The organism is Phenylobacterium sp., from assembly GCF_037189685.1.
Taxonomy (GTDB): domain Bacteria; phylum Pseudomonadota; class Alphaproteobacteria; order Caulobacterales; family Caulobacteraceae; genus Phenylobacterium.
In genome coordinates this window covers 1-20,505 of record NZ_JBBCIT010000041.1, presented here as the reverse complement: position 1 = coordinate 20,505, position 20,505 = coordinate 1, and the positions used below count along the sequence as shown (strand labels likewise).

23 protein-coding genes are annotated in these 20,505 nt (G+C 69.6%); 17 read left to right on the top strand and 6 right to left on the bottom strand.

Annotated elements, in window-relative coordinates; translation table 11 throughout:
- Positions 1–42: 42 nt before the first annotated feature.
- The 9 genes from WG212_RS20835 (at position 43) to WG212_RS20795 (ending at position 9,327) form a co-directional block, all read left to right on the top strand.
- Entirely contained in the window at positions 43–810 is a 768-nt protein-coding gene (locus tag WG212_RS20835) for a crotonase/enoyl-CoA hydratase family protein (RefSeq protein ID WP_337189033.1), read from the top strand.
- 88 nt (positions 811–898) lie between these two features.
- Entirely contained in the window at positions 899–2,224 is a 1,326-nt protein-coding gene (locus tag WG212_RS20830) for an acyl-CoA dehydrogenase family protein (protein WP_337189032.1), read from the top strand.
- A gap of 60 nt (positions 2,225–2,284) precedes the next feature.
- Positions 2,285–2,542: a type II toxin-antitoxin system prevent-host-death family antitoxin gene (locus tag WG212_RS20825; RefSeq protein ID WP_337189031.1), complete on the top strand. Its 258-nt coding sequence runs from the start codon at positions 2,285–2,287 to the stop codon at positions 2,540–2,542.
- The gene (locus WG212_RS20820) at positions 2,539–2,946 is read left to right on the top strand and encodes a type II toxin-antitoxin system VapC family toxin (RefSeq protein ID WP_337189030.1); all 408 of its coding nucleotides are present in this window, start codon (positions 2,539–2,541) and stop codon (positions 2,944–2,946) included. The genes WG212_RS20825 and WG212_RS20820 overlap by 4 nt, the downstream gene beginning before the upstream one ends.
- Before the next feature lie 9 nt (positions 2,947–2,955).
- Positions 2,956–4,713 carry a class I adenylate-forming enzyme family protein gene (locus WG212_RS20815; protein WP_337189029.1) on the top strand — a complete coding sequence of 586 codons (1,758 nt, stop codon included), beginning with the start codon at positions 2,956–2,958 and terminating at the stop codon, positions 4,711–4,713.
- A gap of 32 nt (positions 4,714–4,745) precedes the next feature.
- Entirely contained in the window at positions 4,746–5,321 is a 576-nt protein-coding gene (locus WG212_RS20810; RefSeq protein WP_337189028.1) for an NADPH-dependent FMN reductase, read from the top strand.
- A gap of 13 nt (positions 5,322–5,334) precedes the next feature.
- Positions 5,335–6,477, top strand: coding sequence for a 3,4-dihydroxy-2-butanone-4-phosphate synthase (gene ribB / locus WG212_RS20805; protein ID WP_337189027.1), 1,143 nt, complete (start codon positions 5,335–5,337; stop codon positions 6,475–6,477).
- Between the two features lie 146 nt (positions 6,478–6,623).
- A complete protein-coding gene (locus tag WG212_RS20800; protein WP_337189026.1) occupies positions 6,624–8,414 on the top strand; it encodes a M57 family metalloprotease in 1,791 nt (596 codons plus the stop codon).
- A gap of 241 nt (positions 8,415–8,655) precedes the next feature.
- Complete coding sequence (locus tag WG212_RS20795; RefSeq protein WP_337189025.1) at positions 8,656–9,327, top strand: cell cycle transcriptional regulator TrcR; 672 nt, start codon at positions 8,656–8,658, stop codon at positions 9,325–9,327.
- A 191-nt stretch (positions 9,328–9,518) separates the two neighbouring features.
- Here the strand turns inward: WG212_RS20795 and WG212_RS20790 are convergent, their stop codons facing one another.
- Complete coding sequence (locus WG212_RS20790) at positions 9,519–9,692, bottom strand: DUF465 domain-containing protein (RefSeq protein ID WP_337189024.1); 174 nt, start codon at positions 9,690–9,692, stop codon at positions 9,519–9,521.
- Positions 9,693–9,795: 103 nt separating this feature from the next.
- On the opposite strand from WG212_RS20790, the gene WG212_RS20785 reads away from it, so the two are divergent.
- Genes WG212_RS20785 through WG212_RS20775 form a run of 3 tightly spaced genes read left to right on the top strand, consistent with a single transcriptional unit; the run spans position 9,796 to position 11,140 of the window.
- Positions 9,796–10,437, top strand: coding sequence for a UbiX family flavin prenyltransferase (locus WG212_RS20785; RefSeq protein ID WP_337189077.1), 642 nt, complete (start codon positions 9,796–9,798; stop codon positions 10,435–10,437).
- Positions 10,438–10,439: 2 nt separating this feature from the next.
- Positions 10,440–10,928 (top strand): TIGR02444 family protein, encoded by a 489-nt coding sequence (locus tag WG212_RS20780; protein WP_337189023.1) that lies wholly within the window; start codon positions 10,440–10,442, stop codon positions 10,926–10,928.
- Positions 10,925–11,140: a DUF465 domain-containing protein gene (locus WG212_RS20775; RefSeq protein WP_337189022.1), complete on the top strand. Its 216-nt coding sequence runs from the start codon at positions 10,925–10,927 to the stop codon at positions 11,138–11,140. The genes WG212_RS20780 and WG212_RS20775 overlap by 4 nt, the downstream gene beginning before the upstream one ends.
- Positions 11,141–11,164: 24 nt before the next feature.
- Here the strand turns inward: WG212_RS20775 and phnE are convergent, their stop codons facing one another.
- Genes phnE through phnC form a run of 3 tightly spaced genes read right to left on the bottom strand, consistent with a single transcriptional unit; the run spans position 11,165 to position 13,778 of the window.
- Positions 11,165–11,968 carry a phosphonate ABC transporter, permease protein PhnE gene (gene phnE, locus WG212_RS20770; RefSeq protein WP_337189021.1) on the bottom strand — a complete coding sequence of 268 codons (804 nt, stop codon included), beginning with the start codon at positions 11,966–11,968 and terminating at the stop codon, positions 11,165–11,167.
- Entirely contained in the window at positions 11,965–12,987 is a 1,023-nt protein-coding gene (gene phnD / locus WG212_RS20765; protein WP_337189020.1) for a phosphate/phosphite/phosphonate ABC transporter substrate-binding protein, read from the bottom strand. Before phnD ends, phnE begins: the two co-directional genes overlap by 4 nt.
- A complete protein-coding gene (phnC, locus tag WG212_RS20760) occupies positions 12,984–13,778 on the bottom strand; it encodes a phosphonate ABC transporter ATP-binding protein (RefSeq protein WP_337189019.1) in 795 nt (264 codons plus the stop codon). The genes phnD and phnC overlap by 4 nt, the downstream gene beginning before the upstream one ends.
- 364 nt (positions 13,779–14,142) lie before the next feature.
- On the opposite strand from phnC, the gene WG212_RS20755 reads away from it, so the two are divergent.
- From WG212_RS20755 to WG212_RS20745, 3 genes are all read left to right on the top strand, one after another.
- Entirely contained in the window at positions 14,143–15,414 is a 1,272-nt protein-coding gene (locus WG212_RS20755) for a type III PLP-dependent enzyme (RefSeq protein ID WP_337189018.1), read from the top strand.
- 101 nt (positions 15,415–15,515) lie between these two features.
- The gene (locus WG212_RS20750) at positions 15,516–16,568 is read left to right on the top strand and encodes a deoxyhypusine synthase (RefSeq protein ID WP_337189017.1); all 1,053 of its coding nucleotides are present in this window, start codon (positions 15,516–15,518) and stop codon (positions 16,566–16,568) included.
- A gap of 91 nt (positions 16,569–16,659) precedes the next feature.
- Entirely contained in the window at positions 16,660–17,454 is a 795-nt protein-coding gene (locus WG212_RS20745; protein ID WP_337189016.1) for a phosphatase PAP2 family protein, read from the top strand.
- Between the two features lie 19 nt (positions 17,455–17,473).
- On the opposite strand, the gene WG212_RS20740 is transcribed toward WG212_RS20745, so the two are convergent.
- Both WG212_RS20740 and WG212_RS20735 read right to left on the bottom strand, forming a co-directional pair.
- The gene (locus tag WG212_RS20740) at positions 17,474–18,247 is read right to left on the bottom strand and encodes a molybdopterin-binding protein (protein WP_337189015.1); all 774 of its coding nucleotides are present in this window, start codon (positions 18,245–18,247) and stop codon (positions 17,474–17,476) included.
- Positions 18,244–19,113, bottom strand: a complete 870-nt coding sequence (locus tag WG212_RS20735) for a cytochrome b/b6 domain-containing protein (protein ID WP_337189014.1) — start codon at positions 19,111–19,113, stop codon at positions 18,244–18,246. The genes WG212_RS20740 and WG212_RS20735 overlap by 4 nt, the downstream gene beginning before the upstream one ends.
- A gap of 163 nt (positions 19,114–19,276) precedes the next feature.
- Between WG212_RS20735 and WG212_RS20730 the strand changes: the two genes are divergently transcribed.
- Together WG212_RS20730 and WG212_RS20725 are read left to right on the top strand one after the other, a co-directional pair.
- Positions 19,277–19,489: a hypothetical protein gene (locus WG212_RS20730; RefSeq protein WP_337189013.1), complete on the top strand. Its 213-nt coding sequence runs from the start codon at positions 19,277–19,279 to the stop codon at positions 19,487–19,489.
- Positions 19,490–19,565: 76 nt separating this feature from the next.
- Positions 19,566–20,480 (top strand): thioesterase family protein, encoded by a 915-nt coding sequence (locus WG212_RS20725; RefSeq protein WP_337189012.1) that lies wholly within the window; start codon positions 19,566–19,568, stop codon positions 20,478–20,480.
- Positions 20,481–20,505: the final 25 nt, after the last annotated feature.

Genomic DNA, 20,505 nt, shown 5'->3' with positions numbered 1-20,505 from the left:
GTCGCAAGCGCCAGCATCGCCGCCTCTTCAGGGAGGCGCACCATGCCCAACGTCAGCTACGAGACCGACGGCCGGACGGCCATCGTCACGATCGAACGGCCCGAGCGCCGCAACGCCGTGGACGGCCCCACCGCGCGCGAGCTCTACGACGCCTTCAAGACCTTCGACGCCGACGACGGCCTGGACGTGGCGGTGCTGACCGGCCGCGGCGGCGCCGTCTGCGCCGGGGCCGACCTCAAAGGTGTCAGCGAGGGCCGCGGCAATCCCGTGAAGCCGGACGGCGACTTCGGACCGATGGGCTGCACGCGTCTGCGGCTCGGCAAGCCTGTGATCGCCGCGATCGAGGGCCATGCCGTGGCCGGGGGCCTGGAGGTCGCCTGCTGGGCCGACCTGAGAGTGGCGGCCGAGGATGCCGTCTTCGGCGTCTTCTGCCGCCGGTTCGGCGTGCCGCTGATCGACCTGGGCACCGTGCGCCTGCCCCGGCTGATCGGCCAGTCGCGGGCGATGGACATGATCCTCACCGGCCGCCCCGTCGATGCTCGGGAGGCGCTGGCGATGGGATTGGCCAACCGGGTGGTCCCCAAAGGCGAGGCCCTGGCCGCCGCGCTGGACCTGGCTAGTCAGCTTTCGGGCTTCCCCCAGCTCTGCATGCGCAACGACCGGCTCTCGGCGCTGGCGCAATGGTCGCTCGACTGGGACCAGGCCACCGCCTTCGAGATCAAGGTGGGCATGGAGACCCTGCGCACTGGCTCGGCGATGGACGGCGCCACGCGATTCGTCTCGGGCGAGGGCCGTGGCGGCGCGTTCTGAGCCAGCGTTTGATATTGCTCGGACGCGCGCCTAACATACCCAGAATACGAAAACTCCGCCTGATCGGCGGTCCGCTGGGAGGCGATCCATGGCCTGGGATTTCGAGACCGATCCCGAGTTCCAGAAGAAGCTCGACTGGATCGAGGACTTCATGCGCGACGAGGTCGAGCCCGTGTCGCACCTCGGCATGGCGGCCTATTCGTCGGTCGGGCGCGAGACGTTCATCAAGCCGCTACAACAGAAGGTCAGGGATCAGGGCCTGTGGGCCTGCCACCTGGGCCCCGAGCTGGGCGGCCAGGGCTACGGCCAGCTCAAGCTGGCGCTGATGAACGAGAAGCTGGGCCGCAACAGCCTGGCGCCATCGGTCTTCGGCTGCCAGGCGCCCGACAGCGGCAACGCCGAGATCATCGCGCACTACGGCACCGAGGCGCAGAAGGAACGCTACCTCTGGCCGCTGCTGAACGGCGAGATCCGCTCGGCCTTCTCGATGAGCGAGCCCACCGGCGGCTCGGACCCGCTCACCTTCCAGACCCGCGCGGTGCTGGACGGGAACGAGTGGGTCATCAACGGCGAGAAGTGGTTCTCGACCAACGCCCAGTATTCCAAGGTGCTGGTGCTCTACGCCATCACCGACCCCGACGCGAAGGACCCCTACCGGCGAACCTCGATCTTCCTGGTGCCCACCGACACGCCCGGCGTGGAGATCATCCGCAACGTCGCCGTGGGCGCGGGGGGCCAGATCGGCGGCGGGAACGAGGGCTATGTCCGCTACAACGACGTGCGGCTGCCCTATGACGCCCTGCTGGGCGACCGCGGCGCGGCGTTCATGATCGCCCAGGTGCGCCTGGGCGGCGGGCGCGTCCACCACGCCATGCGTACCGTCGGCGCCTGCCGCCACGCGCTGGACCTGATGTGCCGCCGCGCGGTCTCCCGCACCACGCGCGACGGTCGCCTCGCCGACCTGCAGATGGTGCAGGAGCAGATCGCCGAGAGCTGGATCGCGGTGGAGAGCTTCCGCCTGCTGGTCCTGCGCACCGCGTGGCTGATCGACCGGCACAAGGACTACAACAAAGTCCGCAAGGACATCGCGGCCATCAAGGTGGCCATGCCTAAAGTCTATCACGACGTGGCGACCAAGGCGGCGCACCTGCACGGCGCCCTGGGCGTCTCGAACGAGATGCCCTTCATGCACATGGTCAATTCCAGCCTGGTGATGGGCATCGCCGACGGCCCGACCGAGGTCCACAAGGTGACGCTCGCGAAGCAGATCCTGAAGGACTACACGCCCGACAACGACCTCTTCCCCAGCTACCACATCCCGAAGCTGCGGGAGGAAGCCGAGAAGCGCTTCGCCAAGGAGCTCGGCGTGATCCGCGAACACTATGCCGGGCGCAGGGCCGCGGAGGCGGGCTGAGGTTGTACGAAGCGCACGAAGCTATATGTTTGGACTACATAATGGTCCAAAAGGTTCGTCGTGCGGATTTCTCTCAGTGAGGCCAAGGCTCAGTTGACCGAACTCGTGCGGCGGGCCGAGGCGGGTGAGGATGTCGTGCTCACCCGTCACGGCCATGAAATCGTACGGTTGCAGCCCATTTCCAGGCCCGTCGACATGGCGCGGCGCAGGCGGGCGCTGGAGGACGTCATGCGAACCGGCCCCGGGAGGATCACGCCCGGTCCTGGCGCGGCCCGCAGCCAGGACTTCCTCTATGACGACGATGGGCTGCCAGGTTGATCGCCATCGACACGTCGGCGCTCATCGCGATCGTCAGCCGCGAGCTTGCGGCCGAGGCGTGCTTCAACAGGTTGATGGAAGAGCAGAAGCTGCTGATCTCGGCAGGCACGCTCGCGGAAACGTTGATCGTGGCGGGGCGGCGCAATCTGCTCGATGAGATCAACCGACTGGCGCGAGATCTTCAGTGGGACGTCGTCCCGGTGACGCTCGCGACGATCAACGGGATCGCAGACGCCTATGCCACATGGGGCAAGGGGGCTCATCCTGCGAAGCTGAACCTCGGCGATTGTTTCGCCTACGAAGTCGCCCGGAGATACGATTGCCCGCTCCTGTTCGTAGGAGACGACTTTTCCAAGACCGACGTGCGCAGCGCCCTTCAGGGTGACGCGGGGTCGGCGCGTTAGGGACCGCTCATGACCGACTCTTCGAAAACCTGGCCCGCGATGTCGATCGCCGAGGCGCACGCGCGCCTCACCGCCCCCGGCGCGCCCTTCGAGATCGAGGAGAAGGTGATCCGGGGCGTGCCCACGAAGACATGGAAGAACGCCCCGCCCACGCTGCGCGACGTCTTCCTGAACGGCCAGCGGTTCAAGGATCGCGAGTTCCTGGTCTACGAGGACGACCGGGCCACCTTCGACAGCTTCGGGCGGGCCACCCTCAAACTCGCGCACCAGCTCCTGGCCGACGGGGTGAGGAAGGGCGACCGGGTCGCCGTCATCATGCGCAACCTGCCGGAATGGGCGGTGGCCTTCTGGGCCGGGCAGCTCGTGGGGGCCATCGTCACGCCCCTGAACGCCTGGTGGACCGGCCCCGAGCTGGAATACGGCCTGGCCGATTCCGGGACCAAGGTCGCCCTGGTGGACGAGGAGCGCCTGGACCGTATCGCCGAGTTCCTGGACAAGCTGCCCGACCTGGAAGCGGTCTACGTCACCCGGCATGCCGGGGCCGACCTGCCGGCCAAGACGCGCCGGCTGGAGGACGTGATCGGGCGGGTCAACGACTGGGGCGCCCTGCCCGAACTGGCCCTGCCCGACGTGCCGCTGGAGCCCGAGGACGACGCCACCATCCTCTACACCTCGGGGACGACCGGGCGTCCCAAGGGCGCCCTCGGCACCCACCGCAACATGACCTCGAACATCGGGGCCGGCGGGATCTCGGCGGCCCGCAACTTCCTGCGCGCCGGTCAGCCGCTGCCCGAGATGGACGCCACGAAGCTGCCGCAGCGGGTCACACTGCTGGTGGTGCCGATGTTCCACGCCACCGGCCTGTCGGCGACGGTCGGGCCGTCGATGAGCGCCGGGGGCAAGCTCGTGCTCATGCGCCGATGGGACGCCGAGCCGGCGATGCGCCTGATCGAGCGCGAGAAGGTCAGCTCCACGGGCGGGGTGCCGACCATCGCCTGGCAGCTCATCGAGCATCCCGCGCGGGCGAAGTACGACCTGTCGTCGCTGGTGACCGTCAGCTATGGCGGCGCGCCCTCGGCGCCCGAGCTGGTGCGGCGGATCGCCGAGACGTTCCCCGGCTCCCAGCCCGGCAACGGCTGGGGCATGACCGAGACCACGGCCACCTTCACCAGCCATCTCGGCAAGGACTACGAGAACCGCCCCGACAGCGCCGGCCCCGCGGCGCCGGTCGGAGAGATGCACGTGCGCGATCCGGCCGATGGCGAGACGATCCTGCCCGCCGGCGCCGTCGGCGAGCTGTGGGTGAAAGGCCCGCAGGTGGTGAAGCTCTACTGGAACAAGCCCGAGGCCACGGCCGAGACCTTCCGGGACGGCTGGCTCCGCACCGGCGACCTGGCGCGGATCGACGAGGAAGGCTTCCTCTTCATCATCGACCGGGCCAAGGACATGCTGATCCGCGGCGGCGAGAACATCTACTGCGTCGAGGTCGAGAACGTCCTCTACGACCATCCCGACGTCATGGACGCCGCCCTCGTGGGCATCCCGCACAAGACCCTGGGCGAGGAGCCGGCGGCCGTCGTCCACCTCAAGCCCGGCGGGACGGCGACCGAGGCTGAGCTGCGCCAGTGGGTGCGCGAGCGGCTGGCGGCGTTCAAGGTCCCGGTCAAGGTCGCCTTCTGGCCCGAGACCCTGCCGCGCAACGCGAACGGCAAGATCCTCAAGACCGAGCTGAAGAAGGTGTTCACCGAAGAGGCCGAAGACGCGTGACTCCCCCAGGGTCGGCGCGCTAGCGCTAGGTCATGATCAGGAAGCCTCTCATCGTCGGCCTCGGCGGAACCGTCCGGGCCGGCTCGTCCACCGAGAAGGCGCTGGCCTGCGCGCTGAAGATGGCCGAGGCGCGCGGCGCGGAGACGCGGCTCCTCGGCGGGGCCTTCCTGTCGGGCCTGCCGATCTTCGATCCGCGGCCGGGCGAGACCAACACGGCCCAGCAGGAACTGGCCGAGGCGATCCGCGCCGCCGACGGCGTCATCGTGGCCAGCCCCGGCTATCACGGCTCGATATCGGGGGTGATCAAGAACGCGCTCGACACCCTGGAGCTGACGCGGGGCGACGCCGAGCCCTACCTGTCGCACAAGCCCGTCGGGACGATCATCACCGCCGACGGCTGGCAGGCGGCCGGCACCACCTTGATGGCGCTGCGGGCGATCATACATGCCTTGCGGGGCTGGCCGACGCCGTTCGGCGCAGCCCTGAACGCGGGAGCCGGTCTCTTCGACGAGGCCGGGAACTGCAACGACCAGAAAGACGCCTGGCAGCTCGCCACCGTCGCCGAGCAGGTGATGGAGTTCGCCCGGATGAGAGCCAGCACCCATTGAAGGCCGCAGCACGATGAAGCGTCCCTATCTCGTTCCCCCGACCGGCTCCGAGGACGATCCCGTGACAGGCGCGATCAGCCCGATCGAGGACATCATCGAGGACGCCCGTAACGGGCGGCCCTACATCCTGGTCGACGCCGAAGATCGCGAGAACGAGGGCGACGTCATCATCCCCGCCCAGTTCGCGACGCCCGAGCAGATCAACTTCATGGCCAAGCACGCGCGCGGCCTGATCTGCCTGTCGATCACCGGCGAGCGCGCCCGCCAGCTTCGCCTGCCCCCCATGGCGCACGAGAACGGCTCGGGCCACGGCACGGCCTTCACCGTCTCGATCGAGGCCCGCGACGGCGTGACGACGGGCATCTCGGCGCACGACCGGGCCCACACGATCGCAGTGGCCGTCGATCCGACGAAGGGCGTCGAGGACGTGGTTTCGCCGGGCCACGTCTTCCCGCTGGTGGCCAAGGACGGCGGCGTCCTGGTCCGCGCCGGCCACACCGAGGCGGCGGTCGACATCAGCCGCATGGCCGGCCTGAACCCCGCCGGCGTGATCTGCGAGATCATGAAGGACGACGGGTCGATGGCCCGACTTCCCGATCTGGTGGCCTTCGCCCAGCTCCACGGCCTGAAGATCGGCACCATCGCCGATCTGATCGCCTACCGCCGCCGCACCGAGCGCCAGGTCGAGCGTGTGCTGGAGACCCCGTTCGAAAGCGCCTTCGGCGGGCGCTTCCGGATGGTGATCTACCGCAATTCCATCGACCAGACCGAGCACGTCGTCCTCTCGCGGGGCAAGATCGAGCCCGAGAAACCCACCCTGGTCCGGATGCACCGCGTCGATCTCGCCACCGACATGCTGGGTGCGGTCGAGGCGCGCCGGGAGTACGTGCCGCGCGCGCTCAAGGCCCTGGCCGACTACGACGGGGCGGGCGTGGCGGTCTTCATCCGCGACTCCAATCCCCACTGGCTGTCCGAGCGCTATGGCCAGCCGCAGGCCGATCACACCGCCAACGTCCTGCGCGACTACGGGATCGGCGCCCAGATCCTGCTCGACCTCGGCGTCCGTGACATGCTGCTGCTGAGCTCGTCCCAGACCGTGCTTCCGGCCTCCGCCGGCTATGGGCTGAAGATCGTGGGGCGCGTGCCGCTACCCTGACGCCGCGATCCTTGGCGCCGCAATCCGCAGGTCGGCGGCGGCCGTATCTTCATGGCGCGCCGCGCGGCGTGGCTTCCGCATTGTGCGGATTCACCTGTTCCCTTAAGAATTCGAGGGACGGGTCACGGTAGAGTGCGGCAGAGACCATGGGCCCGAATCCACCCTTCACACCCGATGCGGCGGCGTTGAACGCCCGCCCCTTTCCGGACGCCGCCCCGGCGCCCTGCGGGTGCCCGCTCTGCCTCGGGATCGCCACTGTCGTCGACACGGGGGAACCGTTCGGCCAGTCCTACCTCAACGCCGACGAACGCGGGCAGGGCGCGATCGGTGGCAAGGTCAGCTTCTCCACCGACCGCGCCGGCCTCCAGATGGTGGGCTTCAATCCCGTCACCATGGCCCCCCACCCCGGCTGGGGGGGTGTCGCCGGGCAGGCCTACACGGTCACCTACGCCTTCCGGTCGACCGCGCCGACCACCATGCCCAGCGACACCGAGGGCTTCCAGCGCTTCAACGCCATGCAGATCCAATGGGCCGAGCAGGCGCTTCAGGCCTGGGCCGACGTGGCGAACATCCGCTTCCAGCGCGTGGGCAGCGGGACCGAGGGCGAGGAGGCCTATTCCAACAACGCCTCGATCCTCTTCGCCAACTTCACGTCCGGCCAGGGCGGCTCCGCGGGCTTCGCGAACTTTCCCGGCAACCCGTCGTCCGCCAGCGGGGCGGGCGACGTCTGGATCGCGATCGCGCGGAGCACCAACGCCACCCCCGTAATGGGCAACTACGGCGCGCACGTCCTGGTCCATGAAATCGGCCACGCGATCGGCCTCATGCATCCTGGCGACTATAACGCCGGTGAAGACGCCACCATCACCTACGCCCAGCACGCCGAGTACTACGAGGACACCCGACAGTATTCGGTGATGAGCTATTTCTCCGAGGCCAACACGGGCGCGGCCTACGGCGGCCGCTATGCCGCGGCGCCTCAGCTCGACGACATCCGGGCGGCGCAGTACGAGTACGGCCCCAACATGAGCACGCGGACGGGGGATACCGTCTATGGGTTCAACTCCAACGCCGGCCGCGACTGGTTCGTGGCCACGAACAGTTCCACGCGCCTGATCTTCGCGGTCTGGGACGCCGGCGGGAACGACACCTTCGACTTCTCCGGCTACGGCCAGAACCAGCTCATCGACCTGCGGGAGGGCCACTTCTCGAACGTCGGCGCGCTGACCGGCAACGTGGCCATCGCCCAGGGCGCCAAGATCGAGAACGCCATCGGCGGCCTGGGCGCCGACACCATCATCGGCAACGCCCTGAACAACCTCATCCAGGGCGGCGCCGGGGCCGACCGCGTCTTCGCCGGGGCGGGCCACGACACGATCCAGGGCGGCGCGGGCAGCGGCTATCTTCGCGGCGAGGACGGCAACGACTCCATCGTCGGGGGCTCCGCCTTCGACGACATCCACGGCAACATGGGCGATGACACCGCCTCGGGCGGCGACGGCGACGACTGGGTCGTGGGGGGCAAGGACAACGACGTCCTCTATGGCGACGCCGGGAACGACATCGTCTACGGCAACCTGGGCGACGACACCTGTTTCGGCGGCGCTGGCGACGACATCGTCCGCGGCGGGCAGGGGAACGACAGCCTGTCGGGCGGGGCCGGGAACGACTTCCTCTCCGGCGACCGGGGCGACGACACCATCGTGGGCGGCGCCGGCGCCGACATCTTCCACTTCTTCGCCGAGGCGGGGATGGACCGGGTGCTGGATTTCAACGCCGCCGAGGGGGACCGGGTGAACCTCCTTCCGGGAACGGCCTACACGGTGACCCAGGTGGGCGCCGACACCGTGATCGCCATCGCCGGGACGATCGACCGGATGGTGCTGGTGAACGTCCAGCTCGACACCCTGCCCGCGGGCTGGATCTTCGGGGCCTGATATCTGGCCTGATATCTGACCCGGCACGCGGCCTGAGTATGCGAGCTCGGGTGAATCCGGGGTCTGGGGCGTGGAGCGCCCTGCCGCGCGAACAATCCCGTTTCCAGGCGGCCGTAACCGGCCTATATGGGATTTCCCAACCGCCCGGCCGAAAGGCCGGGCGCCTTCGTTTCCGGGGCTCCGGAATCCGGTCCGCCTTCCAGGCTTCCGGTCCTTCCGGCCCAGTCCAAGGTTGCAGACCATGACCCAGATCCTGATGCCCAAGGCGACCGCCGTCTGGCTGGTGGACAACACCTCGCTCACCTTCGACCAGATCGCCGACTTCTGCGGCCTCCACCCCCTGGAAGTGAAGGGCATCGCCGACGGCGAGGTCGCGCGCGATATCCGCGGCGCCGACCCGATCGCGAACGGCCAGCTCAACCGCGACGAGCTGGATGCGGCCGAGAAGAACCCGGCCTATCGGATGAAGGTCCAGAAGAGCCGCCACGCCGAGCTCCTGAAGCCGGTGAAGAAGGCGCCCCGCTATACCCCGGTGTCGCGCCGCCAGGACCGTCCCGACGCCATCGCCTGGTTCGTCCGCAACCACCCGGAAGTGCCCGACAGCCAGGTCGCGCGCCTGCTGGGCACCACCAAGGCCACCATCGACCAGGTGCGCGACCGCACGCACTGGAATTCGCCCAACATCAAGCCGGTGGACCCGGTGACCCTGGGCCTCGCCAGCCAGCTCGAACTGGATGCGGTGGTCCGGAAGGCGGCCGACAAGAAAGCCAAGGACGACGCGCGCCGCGGGATCGTCGAGCCGGAAGGCGACACCCTGCGTCCGGCGTCCGAAACCGGCTCGGCCCAGGACGATCCCGAGCCCGAGGCGACCCATGCCGACGACTCGGGCCACGACGACGAGGACGAAGCCTGAGTTGGGACGAAGCCTGAGCCTGGACAGGGCCTGAGCTTCCCTCTCCGTCTCCCGAAGGGGGACGAGCCGCATCCGCGGTCAGGATGATATGCAGGCCAGCCGGCGAAGCGCGGGATGACTCCCACGCCTCGCCCGGTCGCTGCTTCCCTCGGCCTTCCGGGAAAGGGTTCCTCCCAGGGGGCCGGGACCGGTCAGTGCACCCGGCCGCGAAGAGTTTCGATCTCTTCCTTCAGCCTGAGTTTCTGTCGCTTGAGTTCCTTGAGCTTGAGGTCGTCGGCGTAGGGCCTGCGCATCTCGTCCTGGATCGCCTGTTCCAGGGACTGGTGACGGGATCCGAGTTCGCGGATCCGGGCATCTAGCGCCATATCGAGAGCCTCCTCTCAGTTGAACGGCGTTCGAGTGAACACCCGCTTCCCGCGGCTGTCAGATCACATATGTTTGCACGCGGTCCCGCTGGAACCGGGGATCCTGTCGGAGACGCTTGGAAGCATGGACGCAACGCGCAGGCCGCGGCTGATCGTGGGCGTCTCGGGGGCCTCGGGCGCGGTCTATGGCCTCAGGGCCCTGGACGCCTGCCGGGATCTCGGGGTCGAGAGCCACCTCGTCCTGAGCCGTTCGGCGGCCCTGACCCTGGCCCAGGAGACCGACGAGAGCCTGGCGGACGCCCAGGCCCGCGCCGATGTGGTCCACAAGGCCGGCGACGTCGGCGCCGCCATCGCTTCGGGTTCGTTCCACGCCCTGGGCATGATCGTGGCCCCCTGTTCCATCCGCACCATGAGCGAGATCGCCACGGGCGTGACCGCATCGCTCCTGACCCGCGCCGCCGACGTGACGCTGAAGGAGCGTCGGCCCCTGGTGCTGATGGTGCGCGAGACGCCGCTGCACCTGGGCCACCTGCGCACCCTGGTCCGGCTGGCCGAGATGGGGGCGGTGATCGCGCCGCCCGTCCCGGCCTTCTATGCCAAGCCCCGGACCCTGGAGGAGATGGTCGACCAGTCGGTGGGACGGGCGCTGGACCTGTTCGGCCTGGCCTGGACGCCCGTGCGCCGCTGGGGCCACGACATCGGCCCCACGGCCCCCATTGGCCCGGACAGCGCCGCGGAGACCTGACGATGCCGATCTGGACCCCCTCGATCTGGGACTGGGCGCTGGCCGCCTACGCGCTCCCGGGCGTGCCCGAGGCCTGCCTCGCCCTCCAGGACGAGCACGGCCAGAACACCTCCCTGCTGCTCTGGGCCGTCTATGCCGAGGCGCGCGATCCGGCCCTGCTGGCGCGCGGCGTCGAGGCGGCGCGGGCGTGGGACGCGACGGCGTTGAGGCCGTTGCGCGAGGTGCGGCGCGCGTTGAAGCCCGCCCTGCCGCCGTTTCCCGACGGCGCCCGCCAGGCTCTCCGCGATGAGGTGAAGGGGCTGGAGCTGGCCGCCGAACGCCTGTTGCTGGAGACCCTCGCCGGGCTTTGCGGCGCGCCCAGACACGCTTCGGGCGGCGCGCCTGCGCTGGAGGCCCTGGAAGCGGCGTCCCGGGCGTGGGAAAAGCCCGCGCCGCCGGCCGCCCTGGCCGCGCTGGCCGCCGCGCTGGCGCAGGATCCGCGTTCCGCATGATCGACTACACGACCTTCACAGAAGAGGCGCTGGAAGCCCGGCTCGCCGAGCTTCGCCAGGATCACGCCGACCTGGACGCCGCCATCCAGGCCCTCGCGGCCAGTCCGGTGCCCGACCTGATCGTGATCGGCCGCCTGAAACGCAAGAAACTGGCGCTGAAGGACGAGATCGCCCGGGTCGAGGACATGCTCAACCCGGACATCATCGCCTGACGCCGTCCGACCCCCGCGCGTCGTTCAGAGGAGACGGGTGCGGATCGCCTGGCTCAGCATGTCGATCAGGCTCACGGCGACGATGATCACCACGACGATCGCGGCGGTGTTGGAGTAGGCGAAGGCGTTCAGGCTGTCGAACAGCACCTGGCCGATGCCGCCGGCGCCGATCAGGCCCAGCACGGTGGCGCTGCGGCTGTTCGATTCGAAGCGATAGAGCGCATAGCTGGTCCAGAGCGGCGCCACCTGCGGGATCACGCCCCATACCACCTCGTGCAGCTTTGCGCCGCCCGTGGCGCGGACGCCTTCCACGGGGCCCTTGTCGATGGATTCCACGGCCTCGGAGAACAGCTTCGCCAGCACGCCGGTGGTGCCGATGGCCAGCGCCATGACGCCCGCCAGGGGGCCGGGGCCGACGGCCACCAGGAAGATCATCCCGATGACGAGGTCCGGCACCGAGCGCACGACGTCGAGGAAGCGGCGGACGGGGAGCTGGATGAAGGCCGGCGTGATGTTGCGCGAGGCGAGCAGGCCCAGCGGCGTGGCGGCGACGATCGCCAGCGTCGTGCCCCAGAGCGCCATCTGGATCGTCAGCCACATCTTCGAGACGTAGAGCCGCCATTCCGTGAAGTCGGGCGAGAGGAAGCCGCGCCCCAGCTCCTGCATGTTGGCCGAGTTCTGGAAGAGCAACGGCAGCTTGCTGAGTTCGGCCGGGCCGAAGGCGATGGCCAGCAGGACGACCAGCCCGCCCCACAGGGCTAGGTCGGGCGCGCGCTGCGACAGCGAGCGCCTGGGCGGCGGCGGAACGGCGGCGGACGGGTCGATCACGGGGTCGTCACGGGCGCGACGGCGCGCGAGCGGGCGGCTTCGGCGCTGATCTTGTCGAACTCGGCCTGGGCCTTGTCGATGCGCGCCTTGTCGCCGGAACGCTTGGCCGCCGCCAGGGCCTCGCTGGCCTCCATCTCGCGGACGGGATCGAGGTACGAGTTGTCGGCGGGCCGGAAGCCGCCGTACGCCAGCCCCTTCAGGACTTCGCGCTGCTTCTCGGCCTTGGCGTCGGCTCCGGTGCCGTAGGTCAGGAAGAACTGGCGGATCTTCTCCTTCAGCGCCGGATCGAGGTCCCGGCGCACGACGATGGAGCTTTCCGGCAGCGGCGGCGATTCCCAGATCGTCTCGACCTTGGCCGCGAGCTCGGGGCTCTGCCGCGCGAAGAACAGCATGCCGACGGAGTTGTTCGTCGCCACGTCGACGACGCCGTTGGCCACCGAGAAGGCGTTGGCCTGGTGGCTGGCCGACCGCACGGACTTGAAGCACCGGTTGGGGTCGATCCCGCGGGGCGTGAACAGGTAGGTCATCGGGGCCAGCGTGCCCGACGTCGACTGGGTGTCGCCCAGGCCGAACGACAGGCTGCGGTCGCACGTCAGGATCTTGTCGACCGTCAGGCCGGACCCTTTGCGCACGATGATGACGGACTTATACGTCGCCTCGCCGCCGGCATCGACCACGCGGCCCAGGACCTCGCCGTCCGAGCGGCGGATCGCCTGGAGCGCCGGCGACGCCGAGAACCAGCCGACCTGCACCTGCTTGAAGCGCATCGCCTCGACCAGCGAGGTGTAGTTGGTGGCGAAATAGGGCTTCACCTTCACGCCGATCGCTTCGGACATGTCGGTGAGCAGCGGCGTCCAGAGCGGCTCCATCGAGGTCTGGTTCTCGGCCGACAGGATCGAGAAGGTCAGCTCCTTCAGGGGCGCGTCGGGATCGGCTTTCTCGGCCGGCTGGCCGCAGCCGGCGAGGGCCAGGGTCGCGGCCAGGGCGGCGGCGGCGGACATGAGGGTGCGGCGGATCATGTGGGCGCTCCTTCCCAGAAGACGTCCTCGAATTCGGGGCCGTAGATGTCGATGAGCTGGTCGCGCTTCAGGCCGTCGGAGGGGCCGTCGTAGACGACCTGTCCGGCCTTGAGCGCCACGACGCGGTCGCAGTAGCGCAGGGCGTAGTCCACCTGGTGCAGGGTGACGACGACGGTGAGCCCGTCGTTGCGGTTCAGCTCGCGCAGGATCTCCATCACCCGCCGCGCCGAGACCGGGTCGAGCGAGGCCACCGGCTCGTCGGCCAGGATGATCTTGGCCTTCTGGACCAGCGCGCGGGCGATGGCGCCCCGCTGCTGCTGGCCGCCCGAAAGGGTGTTCGCACGCTGGGCGGCGTAGTCGGCGACGCCGAAGCGGTGCAGCGCGGCCATCACCGCGTGCCGGGTCTCGGCCGGCCACAGGCCCAGCGCACCGCGCCAGGCGGGGATGCGCCCCAGCGAACCCAGGGCGACGTTCGAGAAAAGCGACAGCCGGCCCACCAGGTTGAACTGCTGGAAGATCATGCCGATGCGGGTGCGCGTCCTGCGCACGCCCGAGTCGATCTTCCCGTCCTTCTGGATGGGGCCGCCGAAGGCGACGATCTCGCCCGCGCCGCCGTCGATGGTCTGCAACCCGCTGATCGAGCGCAGGAGGGTGGATTTCCCGGAACCTGACGGGCCGATGAGGGCGATCATCTCGCCTTTGCAGGCGTCCAGCGAGACCCCGTCGAGGGCCCGGCGCTGGCCGAAGGTCTTGGAGACGTTCCGTATCGACAGAACGGCGGCGTCGGACATGAGAGAGGTCGGAGCTTTCCCGTGATACGCCGGCTACATGGCACGGCGACGCGCGTCCGGTCTAGCGCGCTCGCCGACGAAGTGGCGCTCCGCCTGCGGAACGCGCGCCGGATGGGCGCCTGCCGTCCCGCCTTCTGCCGTCCCATCCCTGCCGTCCCATCCCTGCCGCCCCATCCCTGCCGCGCCGTCGCTGCCGGCCCGTCCGCCCGCCGCGCGCCGGGGCATGTTGCGGAACGGACGACAGGCCGGCTCTTTACATCCCCCGTCAAAGACCCTATTTGCGCGCCTTCCGGCGGACCCGATGTCCTCAAAAAGCGCTGCTAACGCCGGTCTGGGTTCAACAATCCGTTGGGGGTTGCGTGAGGTGCACACGTACCATACGCCCCTGGACCTGGTCCGCGAGCGGTCCCCGGAGCGTCCTGTCGCCTTTGCGCGGCCGGGCGTGGTGGCCGTAGCGGCGCGCTGGTTCCAGGACAATTTTCGAGGCGACGTCTTCTACGCCGTAAAGGCGAACCCTTCGCCGTGGGTCATCGAGACCCTGGTGAAGGCCGGCGTCCAATCCTTCGATGTGGCCTCGATCCGCGAGATCGAACTGGTCGCCGCGTACGCCCCGGGCGCGCGCATGGCCTTCATGCATCCCGTGAAGAGCCGCAAGGCGATCTCCGAGGCGTACCATCGCTTCGGGGTGAAGACCTTCGCCCTGGATACGCATGAGGAGCTGGCCAAGATCCTCGAGGCGACCGATGGCGCGCGGGACCTGACCCTGATCGTCCGCTTGGCGGTCAGCGCCGAGGGCGCGTCCTACTCGCTCGCCGGCAAGTTCGGCGTCGAGCCGCACGAGGCGCCGTCGCTGCTGCTGGCCGCCCGCCGCGCGACCCAGGGCAAGATGGGCGTCAGCTTCCACGTCGGCAGCCAGTGCATGCGGCCGACCGCCTACCAGGCGGCGATGGCCCAGGCCCAGCGCGCCATCGTGCGCGCCGGCGTCATGGTCGACATCGTGGACGTGGGCGGCGGCTTCCCGTCGATCTACCCGGGCATGATCCCGCCGGACATGATCGACTATGTCGACTCCATCCAGCGCGGCTTCGCCGAGATGAGCGTGCATGAGGAGACCGAGCTGTGGTGCGAGCCGGGGCGCGCCCTGGTGGCCGAGGCCTCCTCGATCCTCACCAAGGTCGAGCTGAAGAAGGGCGACGCCGTGTACCTCAACGACGGCAGCTACGGCTCGCTGTTCGACGCGGCGCACATGAAGTGGCCGTTTCCGGTGAAGCTGTACCGTGGCGAGGGCGCAGAGGCGCATGAGGTGGGCGGGCCGCTGAAGCCCTTCCGCTTCTACGGGCCGACCTGCGACTCCATCGACCACATGCCGGGCCCGTTCTGGCTGCCGGAGGACATCCGCGAAGGCGACTATGTCGAGATCGGCATGCTGGGCGCCTACGGGGTGGCCATGACCACCAACTTCAACGGTTTCGGCGACGCCGAGATCGTCGAGGTCGGGGACGCGCCGATGGCCTCGATGTTCGGCCTGGCCGGCCGCGTGATCCGCACGCCCCGCGAGGAGCGTGAGGACGAACGCAAGGTCGTCCGGCTCTCCCGCCCCAAGGGCGCCGCCGGCAAGAAGCGCCGTCGACGCTAAGAACGGTCACAATGGTGCTGTAGGCGCGGCCGGTCGCTCCGTCCCGGTCGCGCCTTTTCTATTCGCGACGGGCTTTCACCCTCAGAAGGGAACTTCGGAAGATGAACGCTCCGGCGAACTCCAACCGCAAGGCCGAACTGCTGGCCAACACCGTCGAGCACGTGGCGATCGACCAGTACGACGCCCGTCCCGTCATCGACGCCATGCGCAAGATGAGCTTCACCAGCCGCGACACCGCGCGCGCCGCCGACATCTGGCGGATGAGCCTGGAGGACGCCGACTGCTCCACCTGGCTGACCCTGGCCGGGTCCACCTCGGCGGGCGGCTGCATGCACATCTACCGCGACATGGTGAAGTACGGGATGATCGACGCGATCGTCGCGACCGGCGCCTCGATCGTCGACATGGATTTCTTCGAGGCCCTGGGCTTCAAGCACTACCAGGCGGACTCCACGGTCGACGACCGCGAGCTGCGCGAGATGTACATCGACCGCATCTACGACACCTACATCGACGAGGAGGAGCTCCAGAACTGCGACGGCACGATCTACCAGATCTGCGAGCTGCTGGAGCCCCGCCCCTATTCCAGCCGCGAGTTCATCCACGAGATGGGCAAGTGGCTGGCCGCCGGCAACGCCAAGAAGCCCGACAGCCTGATCGAGGTGGCGTACCGCGAGGGCGTGCCGATCTTCTGCCCGGCGTTCGTCGATTCGTCGGCCGGCTTCGGGCTCGTGAAGCACCAGGTCGAGCGGATGAAGGCGGGCAAGCCCTACCTGACCATCGACGCCGTGGCCGATTTCCGCGAACTGACCGAGATCAAGCTGAAGGCCGGCGCCACGGGCCTGTTCATGGTGGGCGGCGGCGTGCCGAAGAACTTCGCCCAGGACACCGTCGTCTGCGCCGAGATCCTCGGCCACGAGGTGGACATGCACAAGTACGCCGTCCAGATCACGGTGGCCGACGTGCGGGACGGCGCCTGCTCGTCCTCGACGCTCAAGGAGGCCTGCTCCTGGGGCAAGGTGGACGTGACGTGGGAGCAGATGGTGTTCGCCGAGGCCACCACGGTGGTGCCGCTGATCGCCTCGGACGCCTGGCACCGCGGCGCCCACAAGAACCGGAAGAAGCGCCGCTGGGCCGACCTCTTCCAGACGTAGTCCGAGCGGCCGGGGATCTCCCCGGCCGTTTCGTTTCGCGGCGACGGGCGCCATGATCGCCGGCAAATCACGAATCTGGAGGGAGCGCGGAATGCGGGGATGGATGATGGGCGCGGCCTTCGCGGCCGCCGCGGCGACGGCGGGAATCGCGATCGCCCAGCCGCCGGCCGCGCCGCCGGCGATCCCGCCGGGCTACCTTTCGGCCGTGCCCGATCCGGCGGCCATCCTGCGGCCTTCGCCCAGGGACGGCGACGCCCGCGACCTGGAGGACAAGCGCGTCTACGAGGCGGCCCGCAAGCTGGAGGGCGGGCCGCGCTGGGCGATGGCCCAGGCCGACGTGCCCTATGGGATCGCCGACCAGATGGGCGGCTTCTCCTGCGCCGTGGGCGCGACGCTCACGCCCCAGACCGCGCCGAAGCTGGCGGCCCTGATCGGCAAGACCTCGATGGACGTGGGCCGGCTGAACGGCGCCGCCAAGGCGCTCTACAACCGCGTGCGGCCCTACCAGCGCTGGGGCGGGACGATCTGCACGCCGCCCAGCCCAAGCCTGGACAAGAGCTACGACTATCCGTCCGGCCACGCCCAGCTCGGCTGGACCAACGCCCTGGTGCTGGCCGAGGCCGCGCCCGACAGGGCCAGCCAGATCCTGGCCCGCGGCCGCGCCTTCGCCGAGAGCCGGGCGGTCTGCGGCGTCCACACCCTGAGCGCCGTCGAGGCCGGGATGCTGCTGGCCTCGGCCCAGGTCGCCGCCGCCCACGGCGAGCCCGCGTTCAAGGCCGACCTGGAGGCCGTCCGCGCCGAGATCGCGGCGCTGCGCGCCAACGGGCCGAAGCCGGAGGCCGCCGCCTGCGCGGCGCAGGCGCCGCTGAACAGCTCGGCGTTCTGACGGCGCGGGCCATGGGCCCCTATATCCCCGCGTACCACTCGTAGCCGCGGTCGGGCCAGAAGCCCCCCTGGCCGCGGCCGATGCGGTCGAGGGATGCGACGGCTTCGATGCGCATCACGTACTTGGCGTGCTTGTAGCCGAGCTGGCGTTCCACCCGCAGCCGCAGGGGCGCGCCGTGGCGCACCGGAAGGGTGGCGTCGTTCATCCGGTAGGCCAGGATCGTCTGTGGGTGGTAGGCGTCGATCAGATCGATGCTTTCATAGTAGCCGCCCGCGCCGTCGGTGGCGAAGGGGTCCAGGGTGTCGGCGCAGTGGAAGACGATGTAGCGCGCCTCGGGCTTCAGGCCGGCCCGGTCGAGCAGCGCCGAGAGCCGGGCGCCCGTCCACTTGCCGATGGACGACCAGCCCTCCACGCAGTCGTGGCGGGTGATCTGGGTTCGCGACGGCAGCGCGCGCACCTCGGCCAGACTCAGCGACAGGGGCTGCTCGACCAGCCCGTCCACCACCAGCCGGTAGCCGGCGAAGTTCTCCGCCAGCAGGGCCAGGTAGCCGGGATTCTGCGGCCGCACGGTGCCGTTGGCGCGGAAGTCGGTCGAGATGTGCTCCGGCCCGAACTCCTTCGCGAGCGCGTTGCGGTCGGTGACCAGGCGGTGGGCGCCCTGCGTCCATTTCTCCGCGACGCGCAGGACACCGGTGAAGCCGGGGCTGCGGCTCAGCCGGTCGCAGCCCGCCAGCCACAGCGCGCCCAGGCCGGCGCCGGCCGCCTTCAGCCATCCGCGGCGATGGAGGCTCATCGGGGCGGCTCCCCGGCCTGGATGGCGTAGCGCCCGGTGATCATCGAGCGGAGGTTGTTCCACAGGCCCGAGGCGACGACCATCGCGACGTGGACGGCCACGAACAGGGCGATGAGCCCGGCCGACAGGAAGTGGAACGTCCGCGCCGACTGCCGTCCGCCGAACAGGTCGGTGAGCCAGGGCGCCGCCGCATTGAAGCCGGGCGACATGCAGAGCCCGGTCAGCAGCATGGCGGGCAGCAGGACCAGGATCACCGACAGATAGGCCAGCTTCTGGATCGCATTGTAGCGGCGCGCGTCCTCGCCCCTGGGGAACCGCAGGCGGGCGTGGTCCAGGGCCTCGCGCGCCAGGTGAGAGGGCCGGAGCTGGTCGCGGCTCGGCAGCAGATCGCGTTTCAGTCGCCCGCTCAGCAACGTCCACGAGAGGTAGACGAGGCCGTTGGCCACGAAAAGCCAGGCGAAGAAGAGGTGCCAGCGGCGTCCGGCGGCGAGGTCGCGCCAGCTCGGGATGGTGGCCCAGGCGGGGAAGCCGCGCGGCTCGCGCGCGCCCTCGCGGCCCGACCAGCCGAACAGGCCCGTGGTATCGAAGCGCAGCGATCCGATCGTGGTGATCCCCCGCGCCTCGTCGCCGATCTCGGCCTTGGTCATGGCGATCCAGGGCGAATCGAAGGTCGAGACCTCGCCCCAGTAGAGGGCCGGGTGCGCGTTGAAGATCTGCAGGCCGCTCATCAGCAGCACGATCACGAACACCACGTTCAGCCCATGCGTGACGCGGGTCACGATCCCGTGCCGCTTCACCAGAACCGTTCTGGGCCGCGCGGGCCGGGCCATCGGGATCGAACGCGCCTCCGTGCCTCTGTCGTCCATGTCCGTCCGTCCCACCCGCCAATCCCACCCGCCAATCCCACTCAGGGACCTCGATCCGGCTGTCGAGGGAGGGGGCGGGGCAGGCCACGGAACGATACCCGGTCTCGGGGCGCTTTGTCCGGAAGGACGAACACAGGCCACAACCCGAAGCGGGAGTTCGATCATGGGCGCGGAACGCCGACCGGAAGACAAGATCCAGAGCCAGGGCCGCAAGGACAACGCGGCGCAGCACCTCAACAATGCGCCGGACAATCCCGGCGCCGAGCGCTATCCGTCGGTGAACCGCGACGATTCCGTGGACCCCGGCCGGGTGCGCCGCACCTCACCAGGCCCCGACAATCCCCAGCCCCGCCAAGGCGCCGGCGACGGGCGCTAGACGCGACGTCAGAAGGGCGGTGGATCGGCCGGCGTCAACTCCCTAAGCTTCCTGCGGGTTTGCAACGGGGGGCGGCGTGGCGGAGGTCGAGGTGTGGCGGGGCGGTGTCGCCACCTGGGAATGCGACGCCATGGGCCACCTCAACGTGGGACACTACGTCGCCAAGTCGATGGAGGCGCTGGCGGGCATGGCCGCCGAGCTGGGCATGGCCGGAGCCTTTGCGCCCGCCGCCGCGGCCACGCTGGTCGTCCGCGAGCAGCACATCCGCTTCCTGCGCGAAGCCCGGCCCGGCGCGCCGCTGGCCATGACGGGCGGCGTCCTGGAGATGGGTGAGGCGGACGCGCGCCTGCTCTTCCTGCTGCGCCACCCCGACGGGGCGCTCGCCGCGGCCTTCCAGACCCGGGTGGCGCATGTGACCGCGCGCGAGGCGCAGGCCTTTCCCTGGTCCGACCGCATCCGCCGGCGGGCGGCGGAGCTTTCGGTCGAGGTCCCGGAGGGGGCGGGGCCGCGCTCCATCGGACTCGCCGACGTCGAGACGGGCGCGAGCCTGGACCGCGCACAGGCGCTGGGCCTTAAGCGGACCGGCCTGGGCGCCGTGCTGGCGGCCGACTGCGACGCCTTCGGGCGGATGCGGACGGAGGGGTTCATGGCGCGGCTCTCGGACGCGGTTCCGCATGTCTTCGCCGGCCGCCGGCCCGGAACCGGCGAGGGGCGGCCGAACGTGGGCGGCGCGGCGGTGGAATACCGACTGATCCATCATGCCTGGCCGCGGGCGGGCGACCGGGTGGAGATCCGGTCGGGCTCGGCGGGCGGTGACGCCCGTATCCGGCGGCTGGTCCACTGGATGCTGGACCCGGACACCGGTCGTCCCTGGGGCAGCGCCGAGGCGATCGCGGTGTCTTTCGACCTTTCGACCCGCAAGCTGATCGTCCTGTCGGACGAGGACCTCGCCCGCGTGGAGGCCGATACGATTCCGGGCCTGGGCCTGTAGCTGTTAGGGACGGGTGTCCCGATAC

Coding starts and splice junctions, on each gene's coding strand:
- WG212_RS20835 (WP_337189033.1), top strand. CDS start 43: ATGCCCAACGTCAGCTACGAGACCGACGGCCGGACGGCCATCGTCACG.
- WG212_RS20830 (WP_337189032.1), top strand. CDS start 899: ATGGCCTGGGATTTCGAGACCGATCCCGAGTTCCAGAAGAAGCTCGAC.
- WG212_RS20815 (WP_337189029.1), top strand. CDS start 2,956: ATGACCGACTCTTCGAAAACCTGGCCCGCGATGTCGATCGCCGAGGCG.
- WG212_RS20810 (WP_337189028.1), top strand. CDS start 4,746: ATGATCAGGAAGCCTCTCATCGTCGGCCTCGGCGGAACCGTCCGGGCC.
- ribB (WP_337189027.1), top strand. CDS start 5,335: ATGAAGCGTCCCTATCTCGTTCCCCCGACCGGCTCCGAGGACGATCCC.
- WG212_RS20800 (WP_337189026.1), top strand. CDS start 6,624: ATGGGCCCGAATCCACCCTTCACACCCGATGCGGCGGCGTTGAACGCC.
- WG212_RS20795 (WP_337189025.1), top strand. CDS start 8,656: ATGACCCAGATCCTGATGCCCAAGGCGACCGCCGTCTGGCTGGTGGAC.
- WG212_RS20790 (WP_337189024.1), bottom strand. CDS start 9,692: ATGGCGCTAGATGCCCGGATCCGCGAACTCGGATCCCGTCACCAGTCC.
- WG212_RS20780 (WP_337189023.1), top strand. CDS start 10,440: ATGCCGATCTGGACCCCCTCGATCTGGGACTGGGCGCTGGCCGCCTAC.
- WG212_RS20775 (WP_337189022.1), top strand. CDS start 10,925: ATGATCGACTACACGACCTTCACAGAAGAGGCGCTGGAAGCCCGGCTC.
- phnD (WP_337189020.1), bottom strand. CDS start 12,987: ATGATCCGCCGCACCCTCATGTCCGCCGCCGCCGCCCTGGCCGCGACC.
- phnC (WP_337189019.1), bottom strand. CDS start 13,778: ATGTCCGACGCCGCCGTTCTGTCGATACGGAACGTCTCCAAGACCTTC.
- WG212_RS20750 (WP_337189017.1), top strand. CDS start 15,516: ATGAACGCTCCGGCGAACTCCAACCGCAAGGCCGAACTGCTGGCCAAC.
- WG212_RS20745 (WP_337189016.1), top strand. CDS start 16,660: ATGCGGGGATGGATGATGGGCGCGGCCTTCGCGGCCGCCGCGGCGACG.
- WG212_RS20740 (WP_337189015.1), bottom strand. CDS start 18,247: ATGAGCCTCCATCGCCGCGGATGGCTGAAGGCGGCCGGCGCCGGCCTG.
- WG212_RS20735 (WP_337189014.1), bottom strand. CDS start 19,113: ATGGACGACAGAGGCACGGAGGCGCGTTCGATCCCGATGGCCCGGCCC.
- WG212_RS20730 (WP_337189013.1), top strand. CDS start 19,277: ATGGGCGCGGAACGCCGACCGGAAGACAAGATCCAGAGCCAGGGCCGC.